The 22711-nt window shown below is 57.9% G+C and carries 22 protein-coding genes; 7 read left to right on the top strand and 15 right to left on the bottom strand.

Annotation, left to right across the window (positions count from 1 at the left end; translation table 11 throughout):
- Positions 1–150: 150 nt before the first annotated feature.
- The 4 genes from JFU37_RS15570 to JFU37_RS15555 are packed head-to-tail and all read left to right on the top strand — an operon-like array spanning position 151 to position 4136.
- A complete protein-coding gene (locus JFU37_RS15570; protein ID WP_201116064.1) occupies positions 151–1077 on the top strand; it encodes a DUF72 domain-containing protein in 927 nt (308 codons plus the stop codon).
- Positions 1074–1871 (top strand): endonuclease/exonuclease/phosphatase family protein, encoded by a 798-nt coding sequence (locus JFU37_RS15565; protein WP_201116063.1) that lies wholly within the window; start codon positions 1074–1076, stop codon positions 1869–1871. The genes JFU37_RS15570 and JFU37_RS15565 overlap by 4 nt, the downstream gene beginning before the upstream one ends.
- Positions 1868–3160, top strand: a complete 1293-nt coding sequence (gene clsB / locus JFU37_RS15560; RefSeq protein ID WP_201116062.1) for a cardiolipin synthase ClsB — start codon at positions 1868–1870, stop codon at positions 3158–3160. Before JFU37_RS15565 ends, clsB begins: the two co-directional genes overlap by 4 nt.
- The gene (locus JFU37_RS15555; protein ID WP_201116061.1) at positions 3147–4136 is read left to right on the top strand and encodes a lysylphosphatidylglycerol synthase domain-containing protein; all 990 of its coding nucleotides are present in this window, start codon (positions 3147–3149) and stop codon (positions 4134–4136) included. Before clsB ends, JFU37_RS15555 begins: the two co-directional genes overlap by 14 nt.
- Before the next feature lie 35 nt (positions 4137–4171).
- On the opposite strand, the gene JFU37_RS15550 is transcribed toward JFU37_RS15555, so the two are convergent.
- The 3 genes from JFU37_RS15550 to JFU37_RS15540 form a co-directional block, all read right to left on the bottom strand.
- On the bottom strand, positions 4172–4930 hold the full coding sequence (locus tag JFU37_RS15550; RefSeq protein ID WP_201116060.1) for an alpha/beta hydrolase family protein: 759 nt from the start codon (positions 4928–4930) through the stop codon (positions 4172–4174).
- Positions 4920–6029 (bottom strand): DUF3182 family protein, encoded by a 1110-nt coding sequence (locus JFU37_RS15545; protein WP_201116059.1) that lies wholly within the window; start codon positions 6027–6029, stop codon positions 4920–4922. The genes JFU37_RS15550 and JFU37_RS15545 overlap by 11 nt, the downstream gene beginning before the upstream one ends.
- 303 nt (positions 6030–6332) lie before the next feature.
- The gene (locus JFU37_RS15540; protein ID WP_201116058.1) at positions 6333–7328 is read right to left on the bottom strand and encodes a GlxA family transcriptional regulator; all 996 of its coding nucleotides are present in this window, start codon (positions 7326–7328) and stop codon (positions 6333–6335) included.
- A gap of 102 nt (positions 7329–7430) precedes the next feature.
- Between JFU37_RS15540 and JFU37_RS15535 the strand changes: the two genes are divergently transcribed.
- Both JFU37_RS15535 and JFU37_RS15530 read left to right on the top strand, forming a co-directional pair.
- Positions 7431–7985, top strand: a complete 555-nt coding sequence (locus JFU37_RS15535) for a cysteine hydrolase family protein (RefSeq protein WP_201116057.1) — start codon at positions 7431–7433, stop codon at positions 7983–7985.
- A 154-nt stretch (positions 7986–8139) separates the two neighbouring features.
- Positions 8140–10344, top strand: coding sequence for an OsmC domain/YcaO domain-containing protein (locus JFU37_RS15530; RefSeq protein ID WP_201116056.1), 2205 nt, complete (start codon positions 8140–8142; stop codon positions 10342–10344).
- A gap of 66 nt (positions 10345–10410) precedes the next feature.
- Here the strand turns inward: JFU37_RS15530 and JFU37_RS15525 are convergent, their stop codons facing one another.
- Together JFU37_RS15525 and JFU37_RS15520 are read right to left on the bottom strand one after the other, a co-directional pair.
- Positions 10411–10935, bottom strand: coding sequence for a single-stranded DNA-binding protein (locus JFU37_RS15525; protein ID WP_007896798.1), 525 nt, complete (start codon positions 10933–10935; stop codon positions 10411–10413).
- Positions 10936–10944: 9 nt separating this feature from the next.
- Positions 10945–12342 carry an MFS transporter gene (locus JFU37_RS15520; protein ID WP_201116055.1) on the bottom strand — a complete coding sequence of 466 codons (1398 nt, stop codon included), beginning with the start codon at positions 12340–12342 and terminating at the stop codon, positions 10945–10947.
- 191 nt (positions 12343–12533) lie between these two features.
- Between JFU37_RS15520 and uvrA the strand changes: the two genes are divergently transcribed.
- Entirely contained in the window at positions 12534–15368 is a 2835-nt protein-coding gene (gene uvrA / locus JFU37_RS15515) for an excinuclease ABC subunit UvrA (RefSeq protein WP_201116054.1), read from the top strand.
- Between the two features lie 175 nt (positions 15369–15543).
- On the opposite strand, the gene bfr is transcribed toward uvrA, so the two are convergent.
- The 10 genes from bfr to rplO form a co-directional block, all read right to left on the bottom strand.
- Positions 15544–16008, bottom strand: coding sequence for a bacterioferritin (gene bfr, locus JFU37_RS15510; RefSeq protein WP_201116053.1), 465 nt, complete (start codon positions 16006–16008; stop codon positions 15544–15546).
- 149 nt (positions 16009–16157) lie between these two features.
- Positions 16158–17612 carry a catalase gene (locus JFU37_RS15505; protein WP_201116052.1) on the bottom strand — a complete coding sequence of 485 codons (1455 nt, stop codon included), beginning with the start codon at positions 17610–17612 and terminating at the stop codon, positions 16158–16160.
- Positions 17613–17799: 187 nt separating this feature from the next.
- Entirely contained in the window at positions 17800–18186 is a 387-nt protein-coding gene (gene rplQ, locus JFU37_RS15500) for a 50S ribosomal protein L17 (RefSeq protein WP_008145500.1), read from the bottom strand.
- 42 nt (positions 18187–18228) lie between these two features.
- A complete protein-coding gene (locus JFU37_RS15495; RefSeq protein ID WP_003186012.1) occupies positions 18229–19230 on the bottom strand; it encodes a DNA-directed RNA polymerase subunit alpha in 1002 nt (333 codons plus the stop codon).
- 22 nt (positions 19231–19252) lie between these two features.
- The gene (rpsD, locus tag JFU37_RS15490) at positions 19253–19873 is read right to left on the bottom strand and encodes a 30S ribosomal protein S4 (RefSeq protein ID WP_003210056.1); all 621 of its coding nucleotides are present in this window, start codon (positions 19871–19873) and stop codon (positions 19253–19255) included.
- Positions 19874–19891: 18 nt separating this feature from the next.
- Positions 19892–20281: a 30S ribosomal protein S11 gene (gene rpsK / locus JFU37_RS15485; protein ID WP_002555466.1), complete on the bottom strand. Its 390-nt coding sequence runs from the start codon at positions 20279–20281 to the stop codon at positions 19892–19894.
- Positions 20282–20311: 30 nt separating this feature from the next.
- Positions 20312–20668 (bottom strand): 30S ribosomal protein S13, encoded by a 357-nt coding sequence (gene rpsM, locus JFU37_RS15480; RefSeq protein WP_003186020.1) that lies wholly within the window; start codon positions 20666–20668, stop codon positions 20312–20314.
- 130 nt (positions 20669–20798) lie between these two features.
- Positions 20799–20915: a 50S ribosomal protein L36 gene (gene rpmJ, locus JFU37_RS15475; RefSeq protein ID WP_002555468.1), complete on the bottom strand. Its 117-nt coding sequence runs from the start codon at positions 20913–20915 to the stop codon at positions 20799–20801.
- Between the two features lie 27 nt (positions 20916–20942).
- A complete protein-coding gene (gene secY / locus JFU37_RS15470; protein ID WP_003228718.1) occupies positions 20943–22271 on the bottom strand; it encodes a preprotein translocase subunit SecY in 1329 nt (442 codons plus the stop codon).
- Positions 22272–22709: a 50S ribosomal protein L15 gene (gene rplO / locus JFU37_RS15465; protein ID WP_007896782.1), complete on the bottom strand. Its 438-nt coding sequence runs from the start codon at positions 22707–22709 to the stop codon at positions 22272–22274.
- Positions 22710–22711: the final 2 nt, after the last annotated feature.

Genomic DNA, 22711 nt, shown 5'->3' with positions numbered 1-22711 from the left:
GAAAATCAACATCAAAAGATCGCAGCCTTCGGCAGCTCCTACAGGTGCAATCTTTCGCCTTCACCGTCCGTAATCCCGTCGAAACTTTCTCGCGTACCCGGCAGTCATCAAAAGACGGGGCAATGCGAGGACCACTGGACGGGAGGCGACATGGCGGCGATTCACATTGGTATTTCAGGTTGGCGCTACACGCCTTGGAGGGGGGATTTCTACCCGAAGGGGCTGGCCCACAAGCGTGAATTGCAATTCGCCTCGCGGGCGGTCAACAGCATCGAAATCAATGGATCGTTTTACGCCCTGCAACGCCCCGAACGTTACGCCCAGTGGTACACAGAAACCCCGGCGGACTTCGTCTTCAGCGTCAAAGCCCCACGCTTCATTACCCACATCCGACGCCTGCGAGACATTCACAAGCCACTGGCTAATTTCTTTGCCTCCGGGGTGCTGGAGCTCAAGGAGAAACTCGGCCCGATCCTCTGGCAATTTCCGCCCAATTTCAAATTCGATGCCGAGCTGTTCGAACGCTTTCTCGAGCAACTGCCCCGCGACACCGAGCAGGCCGCCGCCCTCGCCCGTCAGCACGACTCACACCTGCACGGTCACGCCAGCATGAAGGCTTACAAGAAAAAGCCACTGCGCCATGCCGTCGAAATCAGGAACGAGACATTTGTCGACCCTGCATTCATTCGGCTGCTCAAACGCTACAACGTGGCCCTGGTCATTGCTGACACCGCCGGAAAGTGGCCGTATCGCGAAGACCTTACCAGTGACTTCGTCTACCTGCGGCTACACGGTGCCGAAGAGCTCTATGCCAGCGGTTACACACCCCAAGCGCTGGATCGTTGGGGTGACCGGATCGACGCGTGGAGTCACGGCAAGCAGCCTTCCGATCCGCAACTGATCGCCCCTCGGCAAAAACCCCGAGCACGCAAGTCCCGCGAAATATTCTGCTATTTCGATAACGACATCAAAGTCCGGGCCCCCTTCGATGCCCGCCGCTTACTCGAGCATTTCCACCTCGATAACGACCTGGTCACTGCCCCCGGCGAACCGGCTGCCGAAGGCGTGCTGCCATGAACACTGACGAGCAGTTCGACCCCGCCGACGATCAGCCACAAACCATCGCCGCCGTGCGCCGTTTTACCGTGCTGACCGTCAACACTCACAAGGGTTTTACCGCGCTCAACCGGCGTTTCATCCTGCCCGAGTTGCGCGAAGCGGTGCGCAGCGTGTCCGCCGACGTTGTGTTTTTGCAGGAGGTCCACGGCACCCACGAGCAACATCTTCAGCGTTACAGCAACTGGCCGACGATGCCGCAATACGAATTCCTCGCCGACACCCTGTGGCCGCAATTCGCCTACGGACGTAACGCGGTTTACCCGGCGGGCGATCACGGCAATGCGCTGTTGTCGAAATTCCAGATTATTCGCCACGACAACCTCGACGTTTCCATCAGTGGCCATGAGAACCGCGGCCTCTTGCATTGCGTGCTGCGACTGCCCGGTGACGGGCCGGAAGTGCATGCGATTTGCGTCCATTTGGGCCTGCGTGAAACCCACCGTACGGAGCAACTCAAGCTGCTGGCCCAGCGCCTCGAAGCGTTACCGGCCGATGCCCCGGTGATCGTCGCCGGCGACTTCAACGACTGGCGCCAGCGGGCTGATGCGCTGCTCAAGCCTTGCGGTTTACGGGAAGTGTTCGCCGAACAACACGGTAAACCGGCGCGCAGTTTTCCGGCGCGAATGCCGACGTTACGTCTAGACCGAATTTACGTACGCAACCTCAAAGCCAGCCGCCCGCAAGTGCTGGCGGCACGACCCTGGTCACACCTTTCCGACCACGCACCGCTCTCGGTGGAGATTGAGCTATGAGCACTCCATCGATGGAAAAAACCACGGTAGAACAGATTGCCGCACCGCCAATGGGCGAGCCGGCAGCCGTCAACGTGGAATATGGCTGGCAAGGCAACAACCGGGTCGATCTGCTGGAAAATGGTGAAGAATATTTTCCCCGGGTATTTGAAGTGCTGCGTCAGGCCCAGAATGAAATCCTGCTGGAGACCTTCATTTTGTTCGAGGACAAGGTCGGCATTGAACTGCAGCAGATTTTGATCGAAGCAGCGCAACGCGGCGTGCGCATCACCGTCAGCCTTGACGGTTTCGGTTGCGGTGAGTTGAGCTCCGAGTTTCTCGCCGCCCTGAGTGAAGCCGGTGTGCACCTCCAGATATTCGACCCTGCACCGAAGCATCTCGGCATCCGCACCAACTGGTTCCGCCGCCTGCACCGCAAAATCGTGGTGGTCGACGGCACGATTGCGTTCCTCGGCGGGATCAACTTTTCCGCCGACCATTTGGGCGACTTCGGGCCCGAGGCGAAACAGGATTACTCCGTTGAAGTGCAAGGCCCGGCGGTGGCCGACATTCATCACTTCGCGTTGTTGCAAAGCGGCCGCCCGGTTCGCGCCAAATACTGGTGGCAACGTCGCCGGCAACGCCGTTCGGAGCTCGCGTTCAGCGATCACGACGGCCAGGTTCGGCTGGTGTACCGCGACAACGGCGACCATCGAACCGACATCGAAGAGGTCTACCGGCAGGTACTGCGCAGCGCCCAACGACGGGTGGTCATCGCCAACGCGTATTTCTTCCCCGGCTATCGCTTGCTGCGCGAGATCCGCAACGCTGCCCGTCGAGGCGTTGATGTGCGGCTGATTCTGCAAGGTCAGCCCGACATGCTGGTGGCCAAGCTGGCCGCGCGCATGACCTATGACTACCTGCTCAAGTCCGGCGTGCAGATTCACGAATATTGCGAGCGCCCGCTGCACGGTAAGGTCGCGCTGGTGGACGAAGACTGGAGCACCGTCGGCTCCAGCAACCTCGACCCGTTGAGCCTGTCGATGAACCTGGAAGCCAACGTGTTGATTCGCGACCGTGCGTTCAACCGCGAACTGTTCCAGCGCCTCGAAACGTTGAGCAATAACCATTGCAAAGCCATGTCTGCGGACACGTCGCCGCGCGGGCGCGTCTGGCACATGACCATCGGCTTTCTGGTGTTTCACTTCCTGCGGCATTTTCCCGCCTGGGCCGGCTGGCTGCCTGCACACAAACCGCGGCTGAAACCTTTTGCCCATCCGCCGGGAGTGACACCTGATGAGCCACTCTGACGCGCAACCCGTCACTCATGCGCAGCGCCCGAGCAAGTCCCGCTGGAGCCGCTGGAAAAAACCGCTGACGATCCTGTTTTTCCTGGTGCTGATTGTCTTGTTCACAACGCTCGCTCAGCGCATCGAATGGAACGAAGTGTTCGACACCCTCGCCGATTTCAAGGTGCGTACGCTGGTCCTCGCGTCGGGACTGACGCTGGTGAGTTTTTTGGTGTATGCCTGCTTCGACCTGATCGGACGCACTTACATTCGACAGGACCTGACCTGGAAACAGATCCTGCCGGTGGGGATTATCAGCTACGCCTTCAACCTCAATTTGAGCGCGTGGGTAGGCGGCATTGCCATGCGTTATCGGCTGTATTCGCGATTGGGCGTGAGCAAGAGCAACATCGCGAAAATCCTCGGGCTGAGCCTGGCGACGAACTGGTTCGGTTACATGGTGATTGCCGGCGCGGTGTTCAGCAGCGGGCTGGTGCGAATGCCGCCGGGCTGGACGCTAAGCAGCGATGCGTTGCAAGGCGTGGGCGTGTTGCTGTTGGTGGTGAGCGCGGGGTACCTGGCGGCCTGCCGGTTTTCCAAGCGTCGGGAGTGGGCGATTCGCGGGTTGGAAATCGACCTGCCGTCCCTGCGCATGGCAATCCTGCAACTGGCGCTCGGGGCGCTGAACTGGTCGTTGATGGCGGCGGTGATTTTCACCCTGCTGCCGAGCAAGCTGGATTATCCACTGGTGCTGGGGGTGTTGCTGATCAGCGCCATCGCCGGGGTTATCACCCACATCCCTGCCGGGCTTGGGGTGCTGGAGGCGGTGTTTGTGGCGTTGCTGCAACACGAGGCTTCGCGGGGCAGCCTGGTGGCGGGGTTGCTGGCGTATCGGGCGATTTATTTTATTTTGCCGTTGTTGATTACGGTGGTGATGTATTTGGTGGTGGAAGCCAAGGCGAAGTCGCTGCGAATTGCGAAGAAACCCAGGGATTAGAAGCAAAGTCAAAAGATCGCAGCCTTCGGCAGCTCCTACGAGGATTGAATAATGCTCAACCGCTCGCCAACCACCATTTCGGTGATCCAGCCCACCAGGATCGAGGTGTACGCCTGTTGGGAAATCGGATCGGTCAACGCGTGGTCTGCACCGTCGATGATGCGGTGGGTCAATGAATGCGTTCGCTGACAGGCGGCGCGGTAACTCATGATGGTTGCGTGGGGCACATACTCGTCGGTCTCGGACTGCACCAGCAGCACGTCCCCGGTAAATTGCGAACACGCATGCAGCGCACGATTGCTCTCGGCGCGGACGAATGTGCTGCGGTAATCGCGTAAATCGAGCTTGTCCAGGTCTCGCTTTGGCGTGTGCCATTGCTCATCGCGATACAACGCCGGCACCCGCAGCGCCAGCCAACGAACCGGGCGCAACGAGGTCAGGATCGCGGCCAGGTAACCGCCGTAACTGGTGCCGACCACCGCAATGGCGGACGTGTCGAGCGCCGGGTGGGCGAGCAAGCGGTCATACGCTGCGAGCAGGTCGCGCAGGTTGTCTTCCCGGGTCACGCGAGACAGCGCAATACCTTTGCCGCCAGTGTGCCCGCGCAAGTCGAACGTCAGGCACACACAACCGAGGCCGGCGATGCCTTTGGCCCGCTCCAGGTCCCGCTCCTGGCTGCCGCCCCAACCGTGCACGAACAGCACACCAGGAACTTTCGATTTGGGACTGAGAAAAGTCCCGATCATCTGTTCATCGTCGATGTCGATCTGAATGGTTTCGCTTCTAGCCGTCATAGGAGTTGACCGTTACGTACTTGAGAAGAAAGTCACTGTTTTCCGCCGGCCCACGGTAGACCTCGATGGCGTCCGGTGGCAGCGATTGATCGATATAGGTTTCCACCGAAGACACGCGAATCGCGCGCATGCCCGAATCGTTGACGAAACTTTGCAACGCCGCCACTTCGGCGCTGCTGGCCCCGCCCATGCGCCACGACTGTTCGAGCACGCCGCTGCGCTGTTTGCCGTTGCTGTCCAGACCTTGGGCAATGTCGTAGTTGCGGCGCGAAGCGTAAAACCCGGGATAGGCCTCATCCGCGGCGCTGTCGAAGACCTGGGCCTGCCGGATTGCCAGCCGCACATCGTCCGACAGATCCAGCGCCAGCAAGTCATCGTAATTGCCCTGCACCACCAGCAGGTTGGAACCTCCATAAACCTGCTCGCCCTGACCATCTTCGGTCAAGTATTGATCACCGCAATAACTCAGCACCTTGTCGCCGATAATGCTCTGTCCGACGCTGTGTGTAATCACCTGGTCCAGCTCCTGTTCCAGCACCACTCCGCCGGTGAAGAGTGTTTTTGCATCGGGTCTGGCGAGGATGGCATCGAACTCGTCGAGGCTATGAATCACTTCCTGACCGCGGCCGGCGCAGGCATGAATCGGCTTCAAGCGAATCGGACCGCTGTAGAGCAGATGTTCTGCGGCGGGTCGCGCATCGTCCAGAGAGAACACACTGAGACCGTCCAGCACCACGTTGCGCACGCGTTCGGAAAACAGCGGTGACCAGCCTTCGGGGGCGAACGCATTTTTGTTGTGTAAACCGTGGCTGATGGCTTTGGTACAAATGAAATCATGGTCGACGTAACCACCCCACAAATCTTCCGGCCCTTTGACGCCCAGTTGCCGGGCCGCAGCAACGCCGACCAGGGTCTGGGTTGGCAGCAGGTAAAGGTCTCGGCCATTGTGAAGTTCGGGGTCGTAACTGCCGCCGTATTTGAGCCCTACAATGTGTGCCAGCCATCGAGCCAGCGCTCGATTGGTTTCGACTTCATGCAGCGGAGCGTCTGGGCGCACCGAATGGGCGACCACCAGTTTTTTGCGGTTTGTTGGGGTCATGCATCCCCCTTCAATCTGCGCGTGATGAATGTAGTTGAAGGGGTGCAGAGATCAGGCCAAGGGGTGGTTTCGTGAAACGGCTTTCGAATCAGCCAGTTGTGGGGATCGTGATAGCACTAAGCCTGTTTTATTCTGCACGACGCCCTCCAAGACTCCGGCATTTTGCACGACCCCAAGCTTTACACCTTTATAAGGTGGGAGCGGGCTTGCTCGCGAATGCAATCTTTCAGTCGATATTAATACTGCATGACACACTGCATTCGCGAGCAAGCCCGCTCCCACACTTAATCAGTGGTGATGCTGCTATCGAGCCACGGCAGCGGTCGACGTCACTCCAAACCGTGTCCGATAATCACTCGGCGCCAACCCGGTGATCTTCTTGAATGTCGCGCGAAACGCACTCGGGTCCTGGTAGCCGACGGTCCAGGCAATGTGATCGATCGTGCCGTTGGTGAACTCGAGCATTTCCCGGGCCTTGCCGACCCGCAGGTGTTGGCAGTATTCGGTGGGTTTGAGCCCGGTCGCCGCGCGGAATCGACGCAGGAAGGTGCGCTCTTCCAGCCCTGCCCGTTCGGCCATTGCCGTCAGCGACACATCGGTCGCCCCGGTGCTTTGCAACCAGTGTTGGACGTTGAGAATCGACGCGTCGCCATGGCTGAGAATCGGTGCAAAGTTGCTGCCGCATTCACTCGCACTGTCGCTGTGTTCCACCACCAGAAACCGCGCGGTGCCGGTAGCGATGCTCGGCCCCAGCAAACGATCGACCAGACGCAAGCCCAGCTCGGACCAGGCCATCAGCCCGGCCGTTGTGATCAGGTCGCCGTCATCGACAATGGGCGTGTCGGCCTTGAGCTTGATCGCCGGGTATCGCTCGGCGAAGGTTTTGGCCGATGTCCAGTGAGTGGTGGCACTGCGACCGTCGAGCAGGCCGGTTTCGGCCAACAGTATTGACCCCACGCACACGCCGCCAAGGGTCGCGCCTTGTGCATGTTGCTGGCGAATCCAGCGGAGCAAACCTTTTGGCGCCTGACCTTCAGAAAAGCCGCCAATCGACGGCGGGATCAATACCGCCACCAATGCACCGTCCGGGGCGGGATGGCTGTCGTAAACGCGTTCAGGCATTTGATCGCCATCGACCTGCCAATGACTGACCCGCAGCAACGGTAACTGCGCAGCCTGATGCTCGGCGGCAATCCGGTTAGCCACCCCGAACAAGTCCGTCAGCCCATGCACCGCGGCCATCTGCGCGCCGGGGTAGATCAACACACCCAGTTCGGCGACTGCCCTTTCTACGCTCATTGTCAGTTTTCCCCCTTCTAATGTCGGTGCAGCCAATCCTCGGACGGCCGACCAGACCTAATACTTCATTCCACACCCAACAAGCACTTCGAGGAAACAGTCATGGCCAAGCAAGCACTCATCGTAGTCGATATCCAAAACGACTACTTCCCCCAAGGCAAGTGGCCGCTGGTGGGCGCCGAGGCCGCCGCCGACAACGCCGCCCGTCTGCTCGCGGCCTTTCGTGGCGCCGAAAAACCGGTGGTACACATCCGCCATGAGTTCACTTCCGACGCCGCGCCGTTCTTCACCCCGGGTTCCGAGGGCGCGAAGCTGCACCCCAAAGTCCTTAACCGCGCCGACGAGCCAGTGGTGCTCAAACACTTCGTCAACGCGTTCCGCGAAACCGAACTGAAATCGATCCTCGACGAACAAGACATCAAGGAGTTCGTAGTCGTCGGCAGCATGAGCCACATGTGCGTCGATGGCATCACTCGCGCTGCTGCTGACTTCGGCTACACCGTTACGGTCGTTCACGACGCCTGTGCCTCCCGTGACTTGGAGTTCAACGGAGTCATCGTCCCGGCTGCTCACGTTCACGCGGCCTTCATGTCGGCCCTGGGTTTCGCCTATGCAAGCGTGGTGTCCACCGACGAGTTCCTGGCGGCGCATCACTGATCAACATTTCTGCGTCGGGTGCTGCAATCCGACGTTCCCGAAACAAGGAAGGCCAGTCGCGCGCGTACGTGACTGGCCTTTTTTCTGAGACTTACGGCCGAAAAGCCGGATAATGGCGGCCAAATCGTCTAGCCCGTTATTCTGGTAATCCCCCATGGAAATCAAGGTCAACTTTCTCGACAACCTTCGGCTTGAAGCCAAGTTCGATGACTTCACGGTGGTGGCCGATCAACCTATCCGCTACAAAGGCGATGGCTCGGCACCGGGTCCGTTCGACTACTTCCTGGCGTCGTCGGCGTTGTGTGCCGCCTACTTTGTGAAGTTGTATTGCAGCACGCGCAATATCCCCACCGATAACATCCGCCTGTCGCAGAACAATATTGTTGACCCGGAGAACCGTTACAACCAGATCTTCAAGATCCAGGTCGAGTTGCCAGCGGACATTTCCGACAAGGACCGCCAGGGCATCCTGCGCTCCATCGACCGTTGCACCGTGAAAAAAGTGGTGCAAGCCGGGCCTGAGTTTGTGATCGAAGAGGTGGAAAACCTCGACGCCGATGCCCAGGCGTTGTTGATGCCTGCTTCTAACTCAGAGGCGAGCACTTATATCGCCGGCAAGGATCTGCCGCTGGAGCAAACCATCGCCAATATGTCGGCCATTCTGGCGGACCTGGGCATGAAGATTGAAATCGCCTCGTGGCGCAATATCGTGCCCAACGTGTGGTCGCTGCATATCCGCGACGCGCACTCGCCTATGTGCTTTACCAACGGCAAGGGTGCGACCAAGGAAGGCGCATTGGCTTCGGCGCTGGGCGAGTTTATCGAGCGACTCAACTGCAACTTCTTCTACAACGACCAGTTCTGGGGCGAAGACATCGCCAATGCGGCGTTTGTGCATTACCCGAACGAGCGCTGGTTCAAGCCTGGCCGCAAAGACGCGCTGCCGACTGAAATTCTCGACGAGTACTGCCTGAAGATTTACAACCGCGACGGCGAACTGCGCGGCTCCCATCTGATCGATACCAACTCTGGCAATGAAGAGCGCGGCATCTGCTCACTGCCGTACGTGCGCCAGTCGGACGGCGAGGTGGTGTATTTCCCGTCCAACCTGATTGAAAACCTGTACCTGAGCAACGGCATGAGTGCCGGTAACACGCTGGCCGAAGCCCAGGTGCAGTGCCTGTCGGAGATCTTCGAGCGCGCGGTAAAACGCGAAATCATCGAAGGTGAATTTGCACTGCCGGATGTGCCGGCCAGCGTGCTGGCGAAGTACCCCGGGATACTGGCCGGTATTCAGGCGCTGGAAGAGCAAGGGTTCCCTGTGTTGGTGAAGGATGCATCCCTGGGGGGTGAATTCCCGGTGATGTGTGTCACGTTGATGAACCCGCGTACCGGCGGTGTGTTCGCTTCATTCGGCGCGCACCCTAGCCTGGAAGTGGCGCTGGAACGCAGCCTGACCGAATTGTTGCAGGGCCGCAGCTTCGAAGGCCTCAACGACTTGCCCCAGCCGACGTTTGAAGGTCATGCGGTGACCGAGCCGAATAACTTCGTTGAGCACTTTATCGACTCCAGCGGCGTGGTGTCGTGGCGCTTCTTCAGTGCCAAGTCGGATTACGAATTCGTGGAGTGGGACTTCTCCGGCCAGGGTGAAAACTCGAATGCCGAGGAAGCCGCGACCTTGTTCGGCATTCTCAAAGGCATGGGCAAGGAAGTGTACATGGCCGTCTACGAGCATATCGGCGCGAAGGCCTGCCGCATTCTGGTGCCGGACTATTCGGAAATTTATCCAGTAGACGATCTGATCTGGGATAACACCAACAAAGCGCTGTTCTTCCGCGCCGATATCCTGAACCTGCATCGCCTGGACGAAGACGAACTGCAAGCGCTGGTTGAGCGCCTGGTGGAAAGTGAGCTGGACGACTACACCGACATCACCTCCTTGATCGGCATCGAATTTGACGACAATACGGCCTGGGGTCAGCTGACGATCCTGGAGTTGAAGCTGCTGATTTATCTCGCCTTGCAGCAATTTGAAGAGGCGAAAGAGGCAGTGGAAATGTTCCTGCAGTACAACGACAACACGGTTGAGCGTGGCTTGTTCTACCAGGCCGTCAATGTGGTGCTGGAGATGAAGCTGGACGAAGACCTGGAACTGGAAGACTTCGAGGCCAATTTCCGCCGGATGTTTGGCAACGAGCGGATGGACGCAGCGATCGGATCGGTGGACGGCAGCGTGCGCTTCCATGGCTTGACGCCAACCAGCATGAAACTGGAGGGCCTCGACAGGCACCTGCGATTGATCGACAGCTACAAAAAACTGCACACGGCGCGGGCCAACGTGACTTCGTTATCGAGTTAACGGCGCCAACAAAAAAGCGAAGCCAGATGGCTTCGCTTTTTTGTTACTGACTGGATAGCTGCTTTTCTAGAACGGGATATCGTCATCAAAGCTGTCGAAATCCGGAGCCGGCTGAGGCGCGGCCTGCTGCTGTGGAGCCGGACGCGACTGTTGCGGTGCCGACTGCTGTGGGCGCGGAGCCTGCTGGCGTGGAGCCGGGGCGGACTGCTGGTAGTTGTTGCCCCCGCCTTGTTGGTCGCCCTGTTGTGGACGGCCGCCCAGCAGTTGCATGGTGCCTTGCATGTCGACCACGATTTCAGTGGTGTAACGCTTGATACCGTCTTTTTCCCACTCGCGGGTCTGCAGCTTGCCTTCGATGTAGACCTGCGAACCTTTACGCAGGTATTCGCCGGCGATTTCAGCAACTTTGCCGAACATCGATACACGGTGCCATTCGGTCTTCTCGACCTTCTGGCCGGTTTGCTTGTCGGTCCATTGTTCGCTGGTCGCCAGACTCAGGTTGGTCACGGCGTTACCGTTAGGCAAGTAGCGAACTTCGGGATCCTGGCCGCAAGTACCGACCAATATGACTTTGTTAACCCCACGGGCCATAACGTTCTCCTAGGCTACGCACGCTGCCTCGGGCGGGTTGTTCACCAGGCGCTCGAGGGTAGTGCGATCCAATAGTTCTGTGTCCAATTTGATGTAAATCGCCGCTTCGTCTGCAACGATCACTGCATCTGTTACCCCTACGACGGCCTTCAGGCGCTCGACCAGACCCGCTTCGCGGATCGCCTCGGCCGACAACGGCAAGCGCAGACTCGTCACGTAGGGAGGTTCGCGCATGGTAACAGCAAAGGCTAGCCAGAGGGCAGCCAGGCCGGCACATCCCAGGAACACAACCGACAAACCGCCATGCTGGAACATCCAGCCGCCGAGGATCCCGCCCAGTGCCGAACCGAGGAATTGGCTGGTGGAATACACCCCCATTGCCGTGCCCTTGCCGCCGGCCGGTGAAACTTTGCTGATCAGCGATGGCAGCGAAGCTTCCAGCAGATTGAACGCGGTAAAAAACACCACCGTCCCGATTACCAGAGCCCGCAAGCTATCGCCGAACTTCCAGAAGAATAGCTCAGTGAGCATCAGCGTCAGCACGGAGCCCAATAAAACTCGTTTCATTTTGCGTTTCTTCTCGCCGTAGATAATGAACGGGATCATGGCGAAGAAGGAAATTAGCAGTGCGGTCAGGTACACCCACCAGTGCTGCTCTTTGGGTAGCCCGGCTTTTTCGACCAGGGCCAGGGGCAATGCAACGAAGCTCGACATCAACATCGCGTGCAACACAAAAATGCCGAGGTCGAGGCGCAGCAAGTCCGGGTGCTTGAGTGTCGGTATCAGCGCCTGGCGCGCGACGCCGGATTCTCGATGCTGCAATGGCCCGGTGGCCCGCGGGACCATGAACATCACGATCACAATGCCAAACAACGCCATGCCGCCGGTGGCGAGGAACAGCCCGGACAGGCCGAAGGCGCGAGTCAGCAGCGGTCCTACAACCATGGCGACAGCGAACGACAGACCAATCGTCATGCCGATCATGGCCATGGCTTTCGTCCGGTGCTGTTCCCGGGTCAGGTCTGACAGCAAAGCCATGACCGCCGCGGAAATGGCCCCTGCACCTTGCAGGATTCGCCCGGCAATGACGCCCCAGATCGAATCGGCATTGGCCGCCAGCACGCTACCGAGGGCGAAGACGATCAGCCCCAGATAAATCACCGGACGGCGACCGATACGGTCGGAAATGAAGCCAAAAGGAATTTGAAAGATCGCCTGGGTCAGGCCGTAAGCGCCGATCGCCAGCCCGATGAGGGCCGGGGTCGCTCCTGCCAAATCCATCCCATAGGTTGCCAGTACCGGCAATACCATGAACATGCCAAGCATACGGAAGGCGAACACCAGGGCTAGACCGCTTGCTGCGCGGGTCTCACTGCCACTCATGCGTTCGCTGTGGGGATCGTGCATGGAAAAACCTCATGTGAACCGGCGGCGATTCTACCAGTCCCATCGATTGACAGGGTATATCGCGACGCTTTGCCGCGCTCTGCTGACAGACTCTTCATGAAAGACAATAACCCGCTTATTCGATAGTGTGCATCCATCCAGTATTTGGCCGTATACTCCTACGTTTTCGACGCCCGCCAAGCGAGGCCACTTTGGACAAGATCCTGATTCGTGGGGCCCGAACCCACAACCTGAAGAACATCGACCTGACCCTGCCACGGGACAAACTGATCGTCATCACCGGCCTGTCCGGATCCGGCAAATCGTCCCTGGCTTTCGATACGCTGTACGCCGAAGGCCAGCGCCGCTACGTCGAATCGCTGTCGGCCTATGCCCGGCAGTTCCTGTCGATGATGGAAAAGCCGGACGTCGACACCATCGAAGGACTGTCGCCAGCGATCTCCATCGAACAGAAGTCGACCTCGCACAACCCGCGCTCGACCGTTGGCACCATCACCGAAATCTACGACTACCTGCGCTTGCTTTACGCCCGTGTCGGCATTCCGCGCTGCCCGGATCACGATATTCCGCTGGAAGCCCAGACTGTCAGCCAGATGGTCGACCTGGTTCTCGCGCAACCGGAGGGCAGCAAACTCATGCTGCTGGCCCCGGTGATCCGCGAGCGCAAAGGCGAACACCTTTCGGTCTTCGAAGAGTTGCGCGCCCAGGGTTTTGTGCGGGCACGGGTCAACGGCAGGCTCTGCGAGCTTGACGAGCTGCCGAAGCTGGACAAACAGAAGAAGCATTCGATCGATGTCGTGGTCGACCGCTTCAAAGTCCGCGCCGATCTGCAACAGCGTCTGGCCGAGTCGTTCGAAACAGCATTGAAGCTGGCGGATGGCATTGCGCTGGTGGCGCCGATGGACGACGAGCCCGGCGAAGAGATCATCTTCTCCGCGCGCTTTGCCTGCCCGATCTGCGGCCATGCCATCAGCGAACTGGAACCCAAGCTGTTCTCCTTCAACAACCCGGCCGGTGCCTGCCCGACATGCGATGGCTTGGGTGTTAAGCAATTCTTCGATATCAAGCGGCTGGTGAACGGTGAACTGACGTTGGCCGAAGGTGCGATTCGCGGCTGGGACAGGCGCAACGTCTATTACTTCCAGATGCTCGGGTCGTTGGCTTCCCACTACAAGTTCAGCCTGGAAGTGCCGTTCAACGAACTGCCGGCCGATCAGCAGAAGTTCATCCTGCACGGCAGCGGCTCGCAAAACGTCGATTTTAAATACCTGAACGACCGTGGCGACATCGTCAAACGCTCGCACCCGTTCGAAGGCATCGTGCCGAACCTGGAGCGTCGCTACCGCGAAACCGAGTCCGCCTCGGTGCGTGAAGAGCTGGCCAAGTTCCTCAGCACTCAGCCTTGTCCGGATTGCCGCGGCACCCGTTTGCGTCGCGAGGCGCGGCACGTGTGGGTCGGCGAGAAGACCTTGCCCGCGGTGACCAATCTGCCAATCGGCGATGCCTGCGAGTACTTCGGTGTTCTGAAGCTGACGGGCCGTCGCGGCGAAATTGCCGACAAGATTCTCAAGGAAATTCGCGAGCGCCTGCAATTCCTGGTCAACGTTGGCCTCGACTACTTGTCGCTGGATCGCAGTGCGGACACGTTGTCCGGCGGTGAGGCACAGCGTATTCGCCTGGCCAGTCAGATCGGTGCAGGCCTGGTTGGCGTTCTGTACATCCTCGATGAGCCGTCGATTGGCTTGCATCAGCGCGATAACGATCGCCTGCTCGGTACGCTCAAGCACCTGCGGGACATCGGCAACACGGTGATCGTGGTCGAGCACGATGAAGATGCCATTCGGCTGGCAGATTACGTGGTGGATATTGGTCCGGGTGCGGGTGTACACGGTGGACATATCGTCGCCGAAGGTACGCCAGCCGAGGTCATGGCCCACCCTGACTCGTTGACCGGCAAGTACCTGTCGGGCCGAGTGAAGATTGCCGTTCCAGCCGAGCGCACGCCGCGTAACAAGAAGTTGTCGCTGTCCCTCAAGGGCGCTCGCGGCAATAACTTGCGCAACGTCGATCTGGACATTCCAATCGGCCTGTTGACCTGCGTCACCGGCGTGTCCGGTTCGGGCAAGTCGACGCTGATCAACAACACCCTGTTTCCATTGAGCGCCACGGCACTCAACGGTGCAACGACGCTTGAAGCCGCCGCTCACGACAGCATCAAGGGCCTGGAACATCTGGACAAGGTTGTCGATATCGACCAGAGCCCGATCGGTCGCACGCCGCGTTCCAACCCGGCGACCTACACCGGGTTGTTCACGCCGATTCGCGAACTGTTCGCCGGTGTGCCGGAATCCCGTTCGCGCGGCTACGGTCCGGGGCGCTTCTCCTTCAACGTGAAGGGCGGGCGCTGCGAAGCGTGCCAGGGCGATGGTTTGATCAAGGTGGAAATGCACTTCCTGCCGGACATCTATGTCCCGTGCGACGTCTGCAAGAGCAAGCGCTACAACCGCGAAACCCTGGAAATCAAGTACAAGGGCAAGAGCATCCACGAGACGCTCGAAATGACTATCGAGGAAGCTCGGGTGTTCTTCGACGCGGTTCCGGCGCTGGCGCGCAAACTTCAGACGTTGATGGATGTGGGTCTGTCATACATCAAGCTGGGGCAATCGGCGACGACGCTGTCGGGGGGTGAAGCCCAGCGGGTGAAACTGTCCCGCGAGCTGTCCAAGCGCGATACCGGCAAGACGCTGTACATCCTTGATGAGCCGACCACTGGCCTGCACTTCGCGGATATTCAGCAACTGCTCGACGTGTTGCATCGCCTGCGCGACCACGGCAACACTGTAGTGGTGATCGAGCACAACCTGGACGTGATCAAGACGGCCGACTGGCTGGTGGACCTGGGGCCGGAAGGCGGTTCCAAGGGCGGACAAATCATTGCCGTCGGTACACCGGAGGAAGTGTCAGAGATGAAGCAATCGCATACCGGCTTCTATCTCAAGCCGTTGCTGGAGCGCGACAGGGCCTGAATCAGGTCCATGAAAAAGCCCCTGTCACTTTGTTGGTGACAGGGGCTTTTTGTATCGCCGCCTGTAGGAGCGAGCTTGCTCGCGATGGTGGTTAACGATAACGCGTGATCCATGAATATACGCGGCGTTCTGTAGTCCATCGCGAGCAAGCTCGCTCCTACAGGCGATCTGAGGTTCAGAACTGCGATTGCAGATAATTCTCCAGACCGATCAACTTGATCAGACCCAACTGCTTCTCAAGCCAGTAGGTGTGGTCTTCTTCGGTGTCGTTCAGCTGAATACGCAGCATCTCGCGGCTAACGTAATCCTTGTGCTGCTCGCAGAGTTCGATGCCCTTGCAGAGTGCGGCGCGGACTTTGTATTCCAGTCGCAGGTCGGCGGCGAGCATGTCGGGTACAGTGGTGCCGACATCCAGGTCGTCCGGACGCATGCGCGGAGTGCCTTCGAGCATCAGAATTCGGCGCATCAGGGCGTCAGCGTGCTGAGCCTCTTCTTCCATTTCGTGATTGATACGTTCGTAGAGCTCGGTGAAACCCCAGTCCTCGTACATCCGCGAATGGATGAAATATTGATCACGCGCCGCCAGTTCGCCGGTCAGCAACGTGTTGAGGTAATCGATTACGTCTGGGTGGCCTTGCATCGCCCTACATCTCCCTGCTTGAAAGTGTGTAGTTTGAACCACGACGACCGATTGGTCACTCCGCTGGCGCGATAAAAGCGAAGATATTCTGAGAAAAGTGGTTTAAATAACGCAAAAACCGCCCAATCGAGGGCGGTTCTGCTTCTCATTTAGACTTCGTTAAGCTGTACGTTGAGCAGCTTTGCGATTGCTTCTCCATACGCCGGATCGGCTTTGTAGAAATGCTGCAATTGGCGGTCTACCACATCGCTGGAAACCCCGGCCATTGCGCCGGCAATGTTGTTCACCAGCAGCGCTTTCTGCTCGTCGCTCATCAAACGGAACAACGCACCGGCGTGGCTGTAGTAGTCGGTATCTTCGCGGTGATCGTAGCGATCAGCCGCACCGCTCAGTGCCAATGGCGGCTCAGCATAGCGAGGCGCTTGTTTCGGCGATTCAACGTAGCTATTCGGCTCGTAGTTCGGTGCCGCACCGCCGTTACTGCCAAATGCCATCGAGCCATCGCGCTGGTAACTATTGACCGGACTACGAGGCGCGTTCACCGGCAGCTGCTGATGGTTGGTGCCAATGCGATAGCGATGCGCATCAGCGTACGCAAACACGCGCCCCTGCAGCATGCGGTCTGGCGACAGACCAACGCCCGGCACCATGTTGCTCGGGCCAAACGCTGCCTGCTCAACTTCAGCGAAATAGTTCTGCGGATTGCGGTTGAGCTCCAGCTCGCCCACTTCGATCAACGGAAACTCTTTCTGCGACCAGGTTTTGGTCACGTCGAACGGGTTCTCATAATGCGCGACCGCTTGCGCTTCAGTCATGATCTGAATGCACACGCGCCACTTCGGGAAATCACCACGCTCGATCGCCGTGAACAGGTCTCGTTGCGCGTAATCCGGGTCAGTACCCGCCAGACGCGCAGCCTCTGCCGGCGCCAGATTCTTGATCCCCTGCTGGGTCTTGTAGTGCCACTTCACCCAGTGACGCTGACCATCGGCGCTCATCAGGCTGTAAGTGTGACTACCGAAGCCGTGCATATGACGGTAGCCATCAGGGATACCACGATCCGAAAACAGGATAGTGACCTGGTGGAGCGCTTCAGGTGAGTGCGACCAGAAATCCCACATCATCTGCGCGCTTTTCAGATTGCTTTGCGGCAGGCGCTTTTGGGTGTGGATAAAGTCCGGGAACTTCAGCGGATCGCGGATAAAGAACACCGGCGTGTTGTTACCAACGATGTCCCAGTTGCCTTCCTCGGTGTAGAACTTCAGGGCGAAACCGCGTGGATCGCGTTCGGTATCGGCTGAACCACGCTCACCGCCCACGGTGGAAAACCGCAGGAAGGTTGGGGTTTGCTTGCCAACAGATTCAAACAGTTTGGCGCTGGTGTACCCGGTGATATCACGGGTGACGGTGAATGTGCCGTAGGCACCCGATCCTTTAGCGTGCACTCGGCGCTCAGGGATGTTTTCACGGTTGAAGTGGGCAAGCTTCTCGATCAGGTGGAAATCGTCGAGCAGCAGCGGGCCACGAGGGCCGGCAGAGCGGGAATTCTGGTTGTCGGCGACAGGAGCGCCACTGGCGGTGGTAAGCGTTTTATTTTGGCTCATGCGATCTCTTCCTCTGTCAGTGTTTAGCTGCCGGCTAATCGGCTGAGAGGGAGTATTGATCATGAACGCTACACCTACAAATTCATTACCCTTTAAGAATCGATAGAAAAATACTAATGCAAATACACTTTCGAGCGCCCACAAAAAACCGGGCACTAGGCCCGGTTTTTCGTTTCAGACTGACGTCTTACTCAGCGGATACAGCTTCACCACCGGCAGGACGATCAACCAACTCGACGTACGCCATAGGCGCGTTGTCGCCAGTGCGGAAACCGCACTTGAGGATGCGCAGGTAGCCACCCTCACGGGTAGCGTAACGCTTGCCCAGGTCGTTGAAGAGCTTACCAACGATAGCTTTCGAACGAGTACGGTCGAAAGCCAGACGGCGGTTAGCCAGGCTGTCTGTCTTGGCCAAAGTGATCAGCGGCTCAGCAACGCGACGCAGTTCTTTAGCTTTCGGCAGTGTAGTTTTGATCAGCTCGTGCTCGAACAGCGACACTGCCATGTTTTGAAACATGGCCTTGCGGTGCGAGCTAGTGCGGCTCAGGTGACGACCACTTTTACGATGACGCATGGTTCATTCCTTACCAAACACAACGTTCGGTGATTACGACGATCAGGCAGTCGCCTTGTCGTCCTTCTTAAGACTTGCAGGCGGCCAGTTGTCGAGGCGCATGCCGAGGGACAGACCGCGGGAGGCCAGAACGTCCTTGATTTCAGTCAAGGATTTCTTGCCAAGGTTCGGAGTCTTCAACAGCTCTACTTCGGTACGCTGAATCAGGTCACCGATGTAGTAGATGTTTTCCGCCTTAAGGCAGTTAGCCGAACGTACAGTCAGTTCCAGATCGTCAACCGGGCGAAGCAGGATCGGATCGATCTCGTCTTCCTGCTCGACAACCACTGGCTCACTGTCACCTTTGAGATCGACGAACGCAGCCAACTGCTGTTGCAGAATGGTTGCAGCACGACGGATAGCCTCTTCAGGATCCAGGGTACCGTTGGTTTCCAGATCAATAACCAGCTTGTCCAGGTTAGTACGCTGCTCGACACGGGCGTTTTCCACCACGTATGCGATACGGCGAACCGGGCTGAACGAAGAGTCAAGCTGCAAGCGACCGATGCTGCGGCTTTCGTCTTCATCGCTCTGACGCGAGTCTGCCGGTTCATAACCACGACCACGAGCTACGGTGAGCTTCATGTTCAGGGCGCCGTTAGACGCCAGGTTAGCGATTACGTGATCGGGGTTAACGATCTCGACATCATGATCCAGCTGAATATCGGCAGCGGTAACCACCCCCGAACCCTTCTTCGACAAGGTCAGCGTAACTTCGTCACGACCGTGCAGCTTGATAGCCAGACCTTTAAGGTTCAACAGGATTTCAATTACGTCTTCCTGTACGCCTTCGATCGCGCTGTACTCATGGAGCACACCGTCAATCTCGGCCTCGACTACTGCACAGCCGGGCATTGAGGACAACAGGATGCGGCGCAGCGCGTTGCCCAGGGTGTGGCCGAAACCACGCTCGAGAGGCTCGAGAGTGATCTTGGCGCGGGTTGGACTGACAACCTGCACATCAATATGGCGGGGTGTCAGGAACTCATTTACCGAAATCTGCATGGATGCACCTATTTTCTAGCCCTTACTTGGAGTAGAGCTCGACAATCAGGCTTTCGTTGATGTCGGCGGACAGATCACTGCGAGCAGGAACGTTCTTGAAAACGCCCGACTTCTTCTCAGTGTCTACTTCTACCCATTCTACGCGGCCACGTTGGGCACACAGATCGAGAGCTTGGACAATGCGAAGTTGGTTCTTTGCTTTCTCGCGAATCGCGACCACGTCACCAGCACGAACCTGGTACGACGGCACGTTTACGGTCTGACCGTTAACGCTGACGGATTTGTGCGATACCAGCTGACGGGATTCGGCACGAGTAGAGCCAAAACCCATACGGTATACAACGTTGTCCAGACGGCATTCGAGCAGTTGCAGCAGGTTTTCACCGGTTGCACCTTTCTTGCCAGCAGCTTCTTTGTAGTAGCCGCTGAATTGACGCTCGAGAACGCCGTAGATACGACGCACCTTCTGCTTTTCACGCAGTTGGGTGCCGTAATCGGACTGGCGACCGCGGCGTTGGCCGTGGATACCAGGTGCTGCTTCGATGTTGCACTTCGATTCGATCGCGCGCACGCCGCTCTTCAGAAAGAGATCGGTGCCTTCGCGACGAGCGAGTTTGCATTTTGGACCAATGTAACGAGCCATTCTTTACAATCTCCTGGATTACACGCGGCGCTTCTTCGGCGGACGGCACCCGTTGTGCGGGATTGGCGTCACGTCGGTGATGCTGGCGATCTTGTAGCCACAGCCGTTCAAAGCGCGGACTGCAGATTCACGACCTGGGCCTGGACCTTTGACGTTAACGTCGAGGTTTTTCAGACCGTATTCCAGCGCAGCTTGACCAGCACGTTCAGCAGCTACTTGAGCAGCAAACGGGGTGGACTTGCGGGAACCGCGGAAACCCGAACCACCGGAGGTAGCCCAGGAAAGAGCGTTGCCTTGACGGTCGGTGATGGTCACGATTGTGTTGTTAAAAGACGCGTGGATGTGGGCGATGCCATCAACCACTGTCTTTTTGACTTTTTTACGAGGACGAGCAGCAGGTTTAGCCATGATTAATTTCCTGTCGATTCGCTGGGGCGATTACTTGCGGATCGGCTTACGCGGACCTTTACGGGTACGCGCGTTAGTCTTGGTACGCTGACCGCGCACTGGAAGACCACGACGATGACGCAGACCGCGATAGCAACCGAGGTCCATCAAACGCTTGATTTTCATGTTGATTTCGCGACGCAGGTCACCTTCAGTGGTGAACTTCGCCACTTCGCCACGCAGCTGTTCAATCTGCTCGTCGCTCAGATCCTTGATCTTTGCGGCTGGGTTTACCCCAGTCACTGCACAGATCTTCTGTGCAGTAGTGCGACCAACACCATAGATGTAGGTCAGCGAGATAACAGTATGCTTGTTATCTGGAATGTTAACGCCTGCAATACGGGCCATTCAGTGGGACTCCAATTGACAGCTACCTACGCCCCGGAAGCCAAGAAATAGGGCGCGAGATAATATCGCTGTAATAACAAATAATCAACCCGGTAGCGCACTAGCTACCGGGCTTGAAGCACAATCACACTCAGCCTTGGCGCTGTTTGTGACGCGGTTCCGCGCTGCAAATTACTCGAACAACACCTTCGCGGCGAATAATCTTGCAGTTACGGCACAGCTTTTTCACCGATGCACGAACTTTCATCACCAACTCCTCGAACCTTATGGGTACTCAGCGCAACATGCCGCTGCCGTAACCCTTCAGGTTGGCTTTCTTCATCAGGGATTCGTACTGGTGCGAAACGAGGTGCGATTGTACTTGGGACATGAAGTCCATCACAACCACGACGACGATCAGCAACGAGGTCCCGCCAAGGTAGAACGGTACGTTTGCCGCAACCACCAGGAACTGGGGAAGCAAGCACACGGCCGTCATGTAAAGAGCACCGAACATGGTCAAGCGAGTCAGAACGCCATCAATGTAGCGCGCAGACTGCTCACCTGGACGGATGCCCGGAATAAAGGCACCGGACTTCTTCAGGTTTTCCGCTACGTCTTTCGGATTGAACATCAACGCCGTATAGAAGAAGCAGAAGAAAATAATCCCTGCACTAAACAGCAGAATATTCAACGGCTGACCAGGAGCGATCGACTGCGAGATGTCCTGCAACCAGCCCATACCTTCAGACTGGCCGAACCAGGCACCCAACGAAGCCGGGAACAGCAAAATGCTGCTCGCGAAAATGGCCGGAATAACACCGGCCATGTTCACCTTCAGCGGCAAGTGGCTAGTCTGCGCAGCGAAGACCTTGCGGCCCTGCTGACGCTTGGCGTAATGAACAGCAATACGACGCTGGCCACGCTCAATGAACACCACGAAACCGATAATCGCTACTGCCAGCAAACCGATGGCAACCAGGGCGAAGATGTTGATATCACCCTGACGCGCAGACTCGAAAGACTGCCCGATCGCTCTCGGAAGACCGGCGACGATACCCGAAAAAATCAACATCGAGATACCGTTGCCAACACCACGCTCAGTAATCTGCTCACCCAGCCACATCATGAACATCGCACCAGCCACAAATGTGGATACCGCGACGAAATGGAAGCCAAAGTCACCAGTGAACGCAACGCCCTGCCCTGCCAGACCAATGGACATGCCAATGGCCTGAACGAGAGCTAGGACGACAGTGCCGTAGCGGGTGTACTGGCTGATCTTGCGACGGCCAGCTTCACCTTCCTTCTTCAACTGCTCCAGCTGCGGGCTGACGGCGGTCATCAGTTGCATGATGATCGATGCCGAAATGTACGGCATGATCCCCAGTGCAAAGATGCTCATCCGTTCCAGCGCGCCGCCAGAAAACATGTTGAACAAGCTAAGAATGGTCCCCTCATTCTGTCGAAACAGGTCCGCGAGTCGGTCCGGGTTGATACCTGGAACCGGGATGTGTGCGCCTATTCGGTAGACGATAATCGCCAGGAACAGAAAACGCAGACGAGCCCAGAGTTCAGACATACCGCCTTTGCCGAGCGCAGAGAGAGCACCTTGCTTAGCCATTTATTCCTCGAACTTGCCGCCAGCTGCTTCGATAGCCGCACGCGCACCTTTGGTGGCGCCGATTCCCTTTCCGATGGTAACAGCGCGAGTAACTTCGCCGGACAGCATGATTTTCACACGCTGTACGTTGACGTTGATCACGTTGGCATCTTTCAAGGACTGCACGGTGACGATGTCGCCTTCCACTTTAGCCAGCTCGGACAAACGCACTTCTGCGCGATCCATGGCCTTCAGGGAAACGAAACCGAACTTCGGCAGGCGACGATGCAGCGGCTGTTGACCGCCTTCAAAGCCTGGAGCAATGGTGCCACCGGAGCGGGAGGATTGACCTTTGTGGCCACGGCCACCGGTCTTACCCAAACCACTACCGATACCACGGCCCGGACGATGCTTTTCGCGACGGGAACCCGGCGCTGGACTCAGATCATTGAGTTTCATCG

The organism is Pseudomonas sp. TH41 (assembly GCF_016650695.1).
GTDB lineage: Bacteria > Pseudomonadota > Gammaproteobacteria > Pseudomonadales > Pseudomonadaceae > Aquipseudomonas.
The sequence above is the reverse complement of the archived record's forward strand: the minus strand, read 5'-3'. Positions and strand labels throughout refer to the sequence as shown.

Coding starts and splice junctions, on each gene's coding strand:
- JFU37_RS15570 (WP_201116064.1), top strand. CDS start 151: ATGGCGGCGATTCACATTGGTATTTCAGGTTGGCGCTACACGCCTTGG.
- JFU37_RS15565 (WP_201116063.1), top strand. CDS start 1,074: ATGAACACTGACGAGCAGTTCGACCCCGCCGACGATCAGCCACAAACC.
- clsB (WP_201116062.1), top strand. CDS start 1,868: ATGAGCACTCCATCGATGGAAAAAACCACGGTAGAACAGATTGCCGCA.
- JFU37_RS15555 (WP_201116061.1), top strand. CDS start 3,147: ATGAGCCACTCTGACGCGCAACCCGTCACTCATGCGCAGCGCCCGAGC.
- JFU37_RS15550 (WP_201116060.1), bottom strand. CDS start 4,930: ATGACGGCTAGAAGCGAAACCATTCAGATCGACATCGACGATGAACAG.
- JFU37_RS15545 (WP_201116059.1), bottom strand. CDS start 6,029: ATGACCCCAACAAACCGCAAAAAACTGGTGGTCGCCCATTCGGTGCGC.
- JFU37_RS15540 (WP_201116058.1), bottom strand. CDS start 7,328: ATGAGCGTAGAAAGGGCAGTCGCCGAACTGGGTGTGTTGATCTACCCC.
- JFU37_RS15535 (WP_201116057.1), top strand. CDS start 7,431: ATGGCCAAGCAAGCACTCATCGTAGTCGATATCCAAAACGACTACTTC.
- JFU37_RS15530 (WP_201116056.1), top strand. CDS start 8,140: ATGGAAATCAAGGTCAACTTTCTCGACAACCTTCGGCTTGAAGCCAAG.
- JFU37_RS15525 (WP_007896798.1), bottom strand. CDS start 10,935: ATGGCCCGTGGGGTTAACAAAGTCATATTGGTCGGTACTTGCGGCCAG.
- JFU37_RS15520 (WP_201116055.1), bottom strand. CDS start 12,342: ATGCACGATCCCCACAGCGAACGCATGAGTGGCAGTGAGACCCGCGCA.
- bfr (WP_201116053.1), bottom strand. CDS start 16,008: ATGCAAGGCCACCCAGACGTAATCGATTACCTCAACACGTTGCTGACC.
- JFU37_RS15505 (WP_201116052.1), bottom strand. CDS start 17,612: ATGAGCCAAAATAAAACGCTTACCACCGCCAGTGGCGCTCCTGTCGCC.
- rplQ (WP_008145500.1), bottom strand. CDS start 18,186: ATGCGTCATCGTAAAAGTGGTCGTCACCTGAGCCGCACTAGCTCGCAC.
- JFU37_RS15495 (WP_003186012.1), bottom strand. CDS start 19,230: ATGCAGATTTCGGTAAATGAGTTCCTGACACCCCGCCATATTGATGTG.
- rpsD (WP_003210056.1), bottom strand. CDS start 19,873: ATGGCTCGTTACATTGGTCCAAAATGCAAACTCGCTCGTCGCGAAGGC.
- rpsK (WP_002555466.1), bottom strand. CDS start 20,281: ATGGCTAAACCTGCTGCTCGTCCTCGTAAAAAAGTCAAAAAGACAGTG.
- rpsM (WP_003186020.1), bottom strand. CDS start 20,668: ATGGCCCGTATTGCAGGCGTTAACATTCCAGATAACAAGCATACTGTT.
- rpmJ (WP_002555468.1), bottom strand. CDS start 20,915: ATGAAAGTTCGTGCATCGGTGAAAAAGCTGTGCCGTAACTGCAAGATT.
- secY (WP_003228718.1), bottom strand. CDS start 22,271: ATGGCTAAGCAAGGTGCTCTCTCTGCGCTCGGCAAAGGCGGTATGTCT.
- rplO (WP_007896782.1), bottom strand. CDS start 22,709: ATGAAACTCAATGATCTGAGTCCAGCGCCGGGTTCCCGTCGCGAAAAG.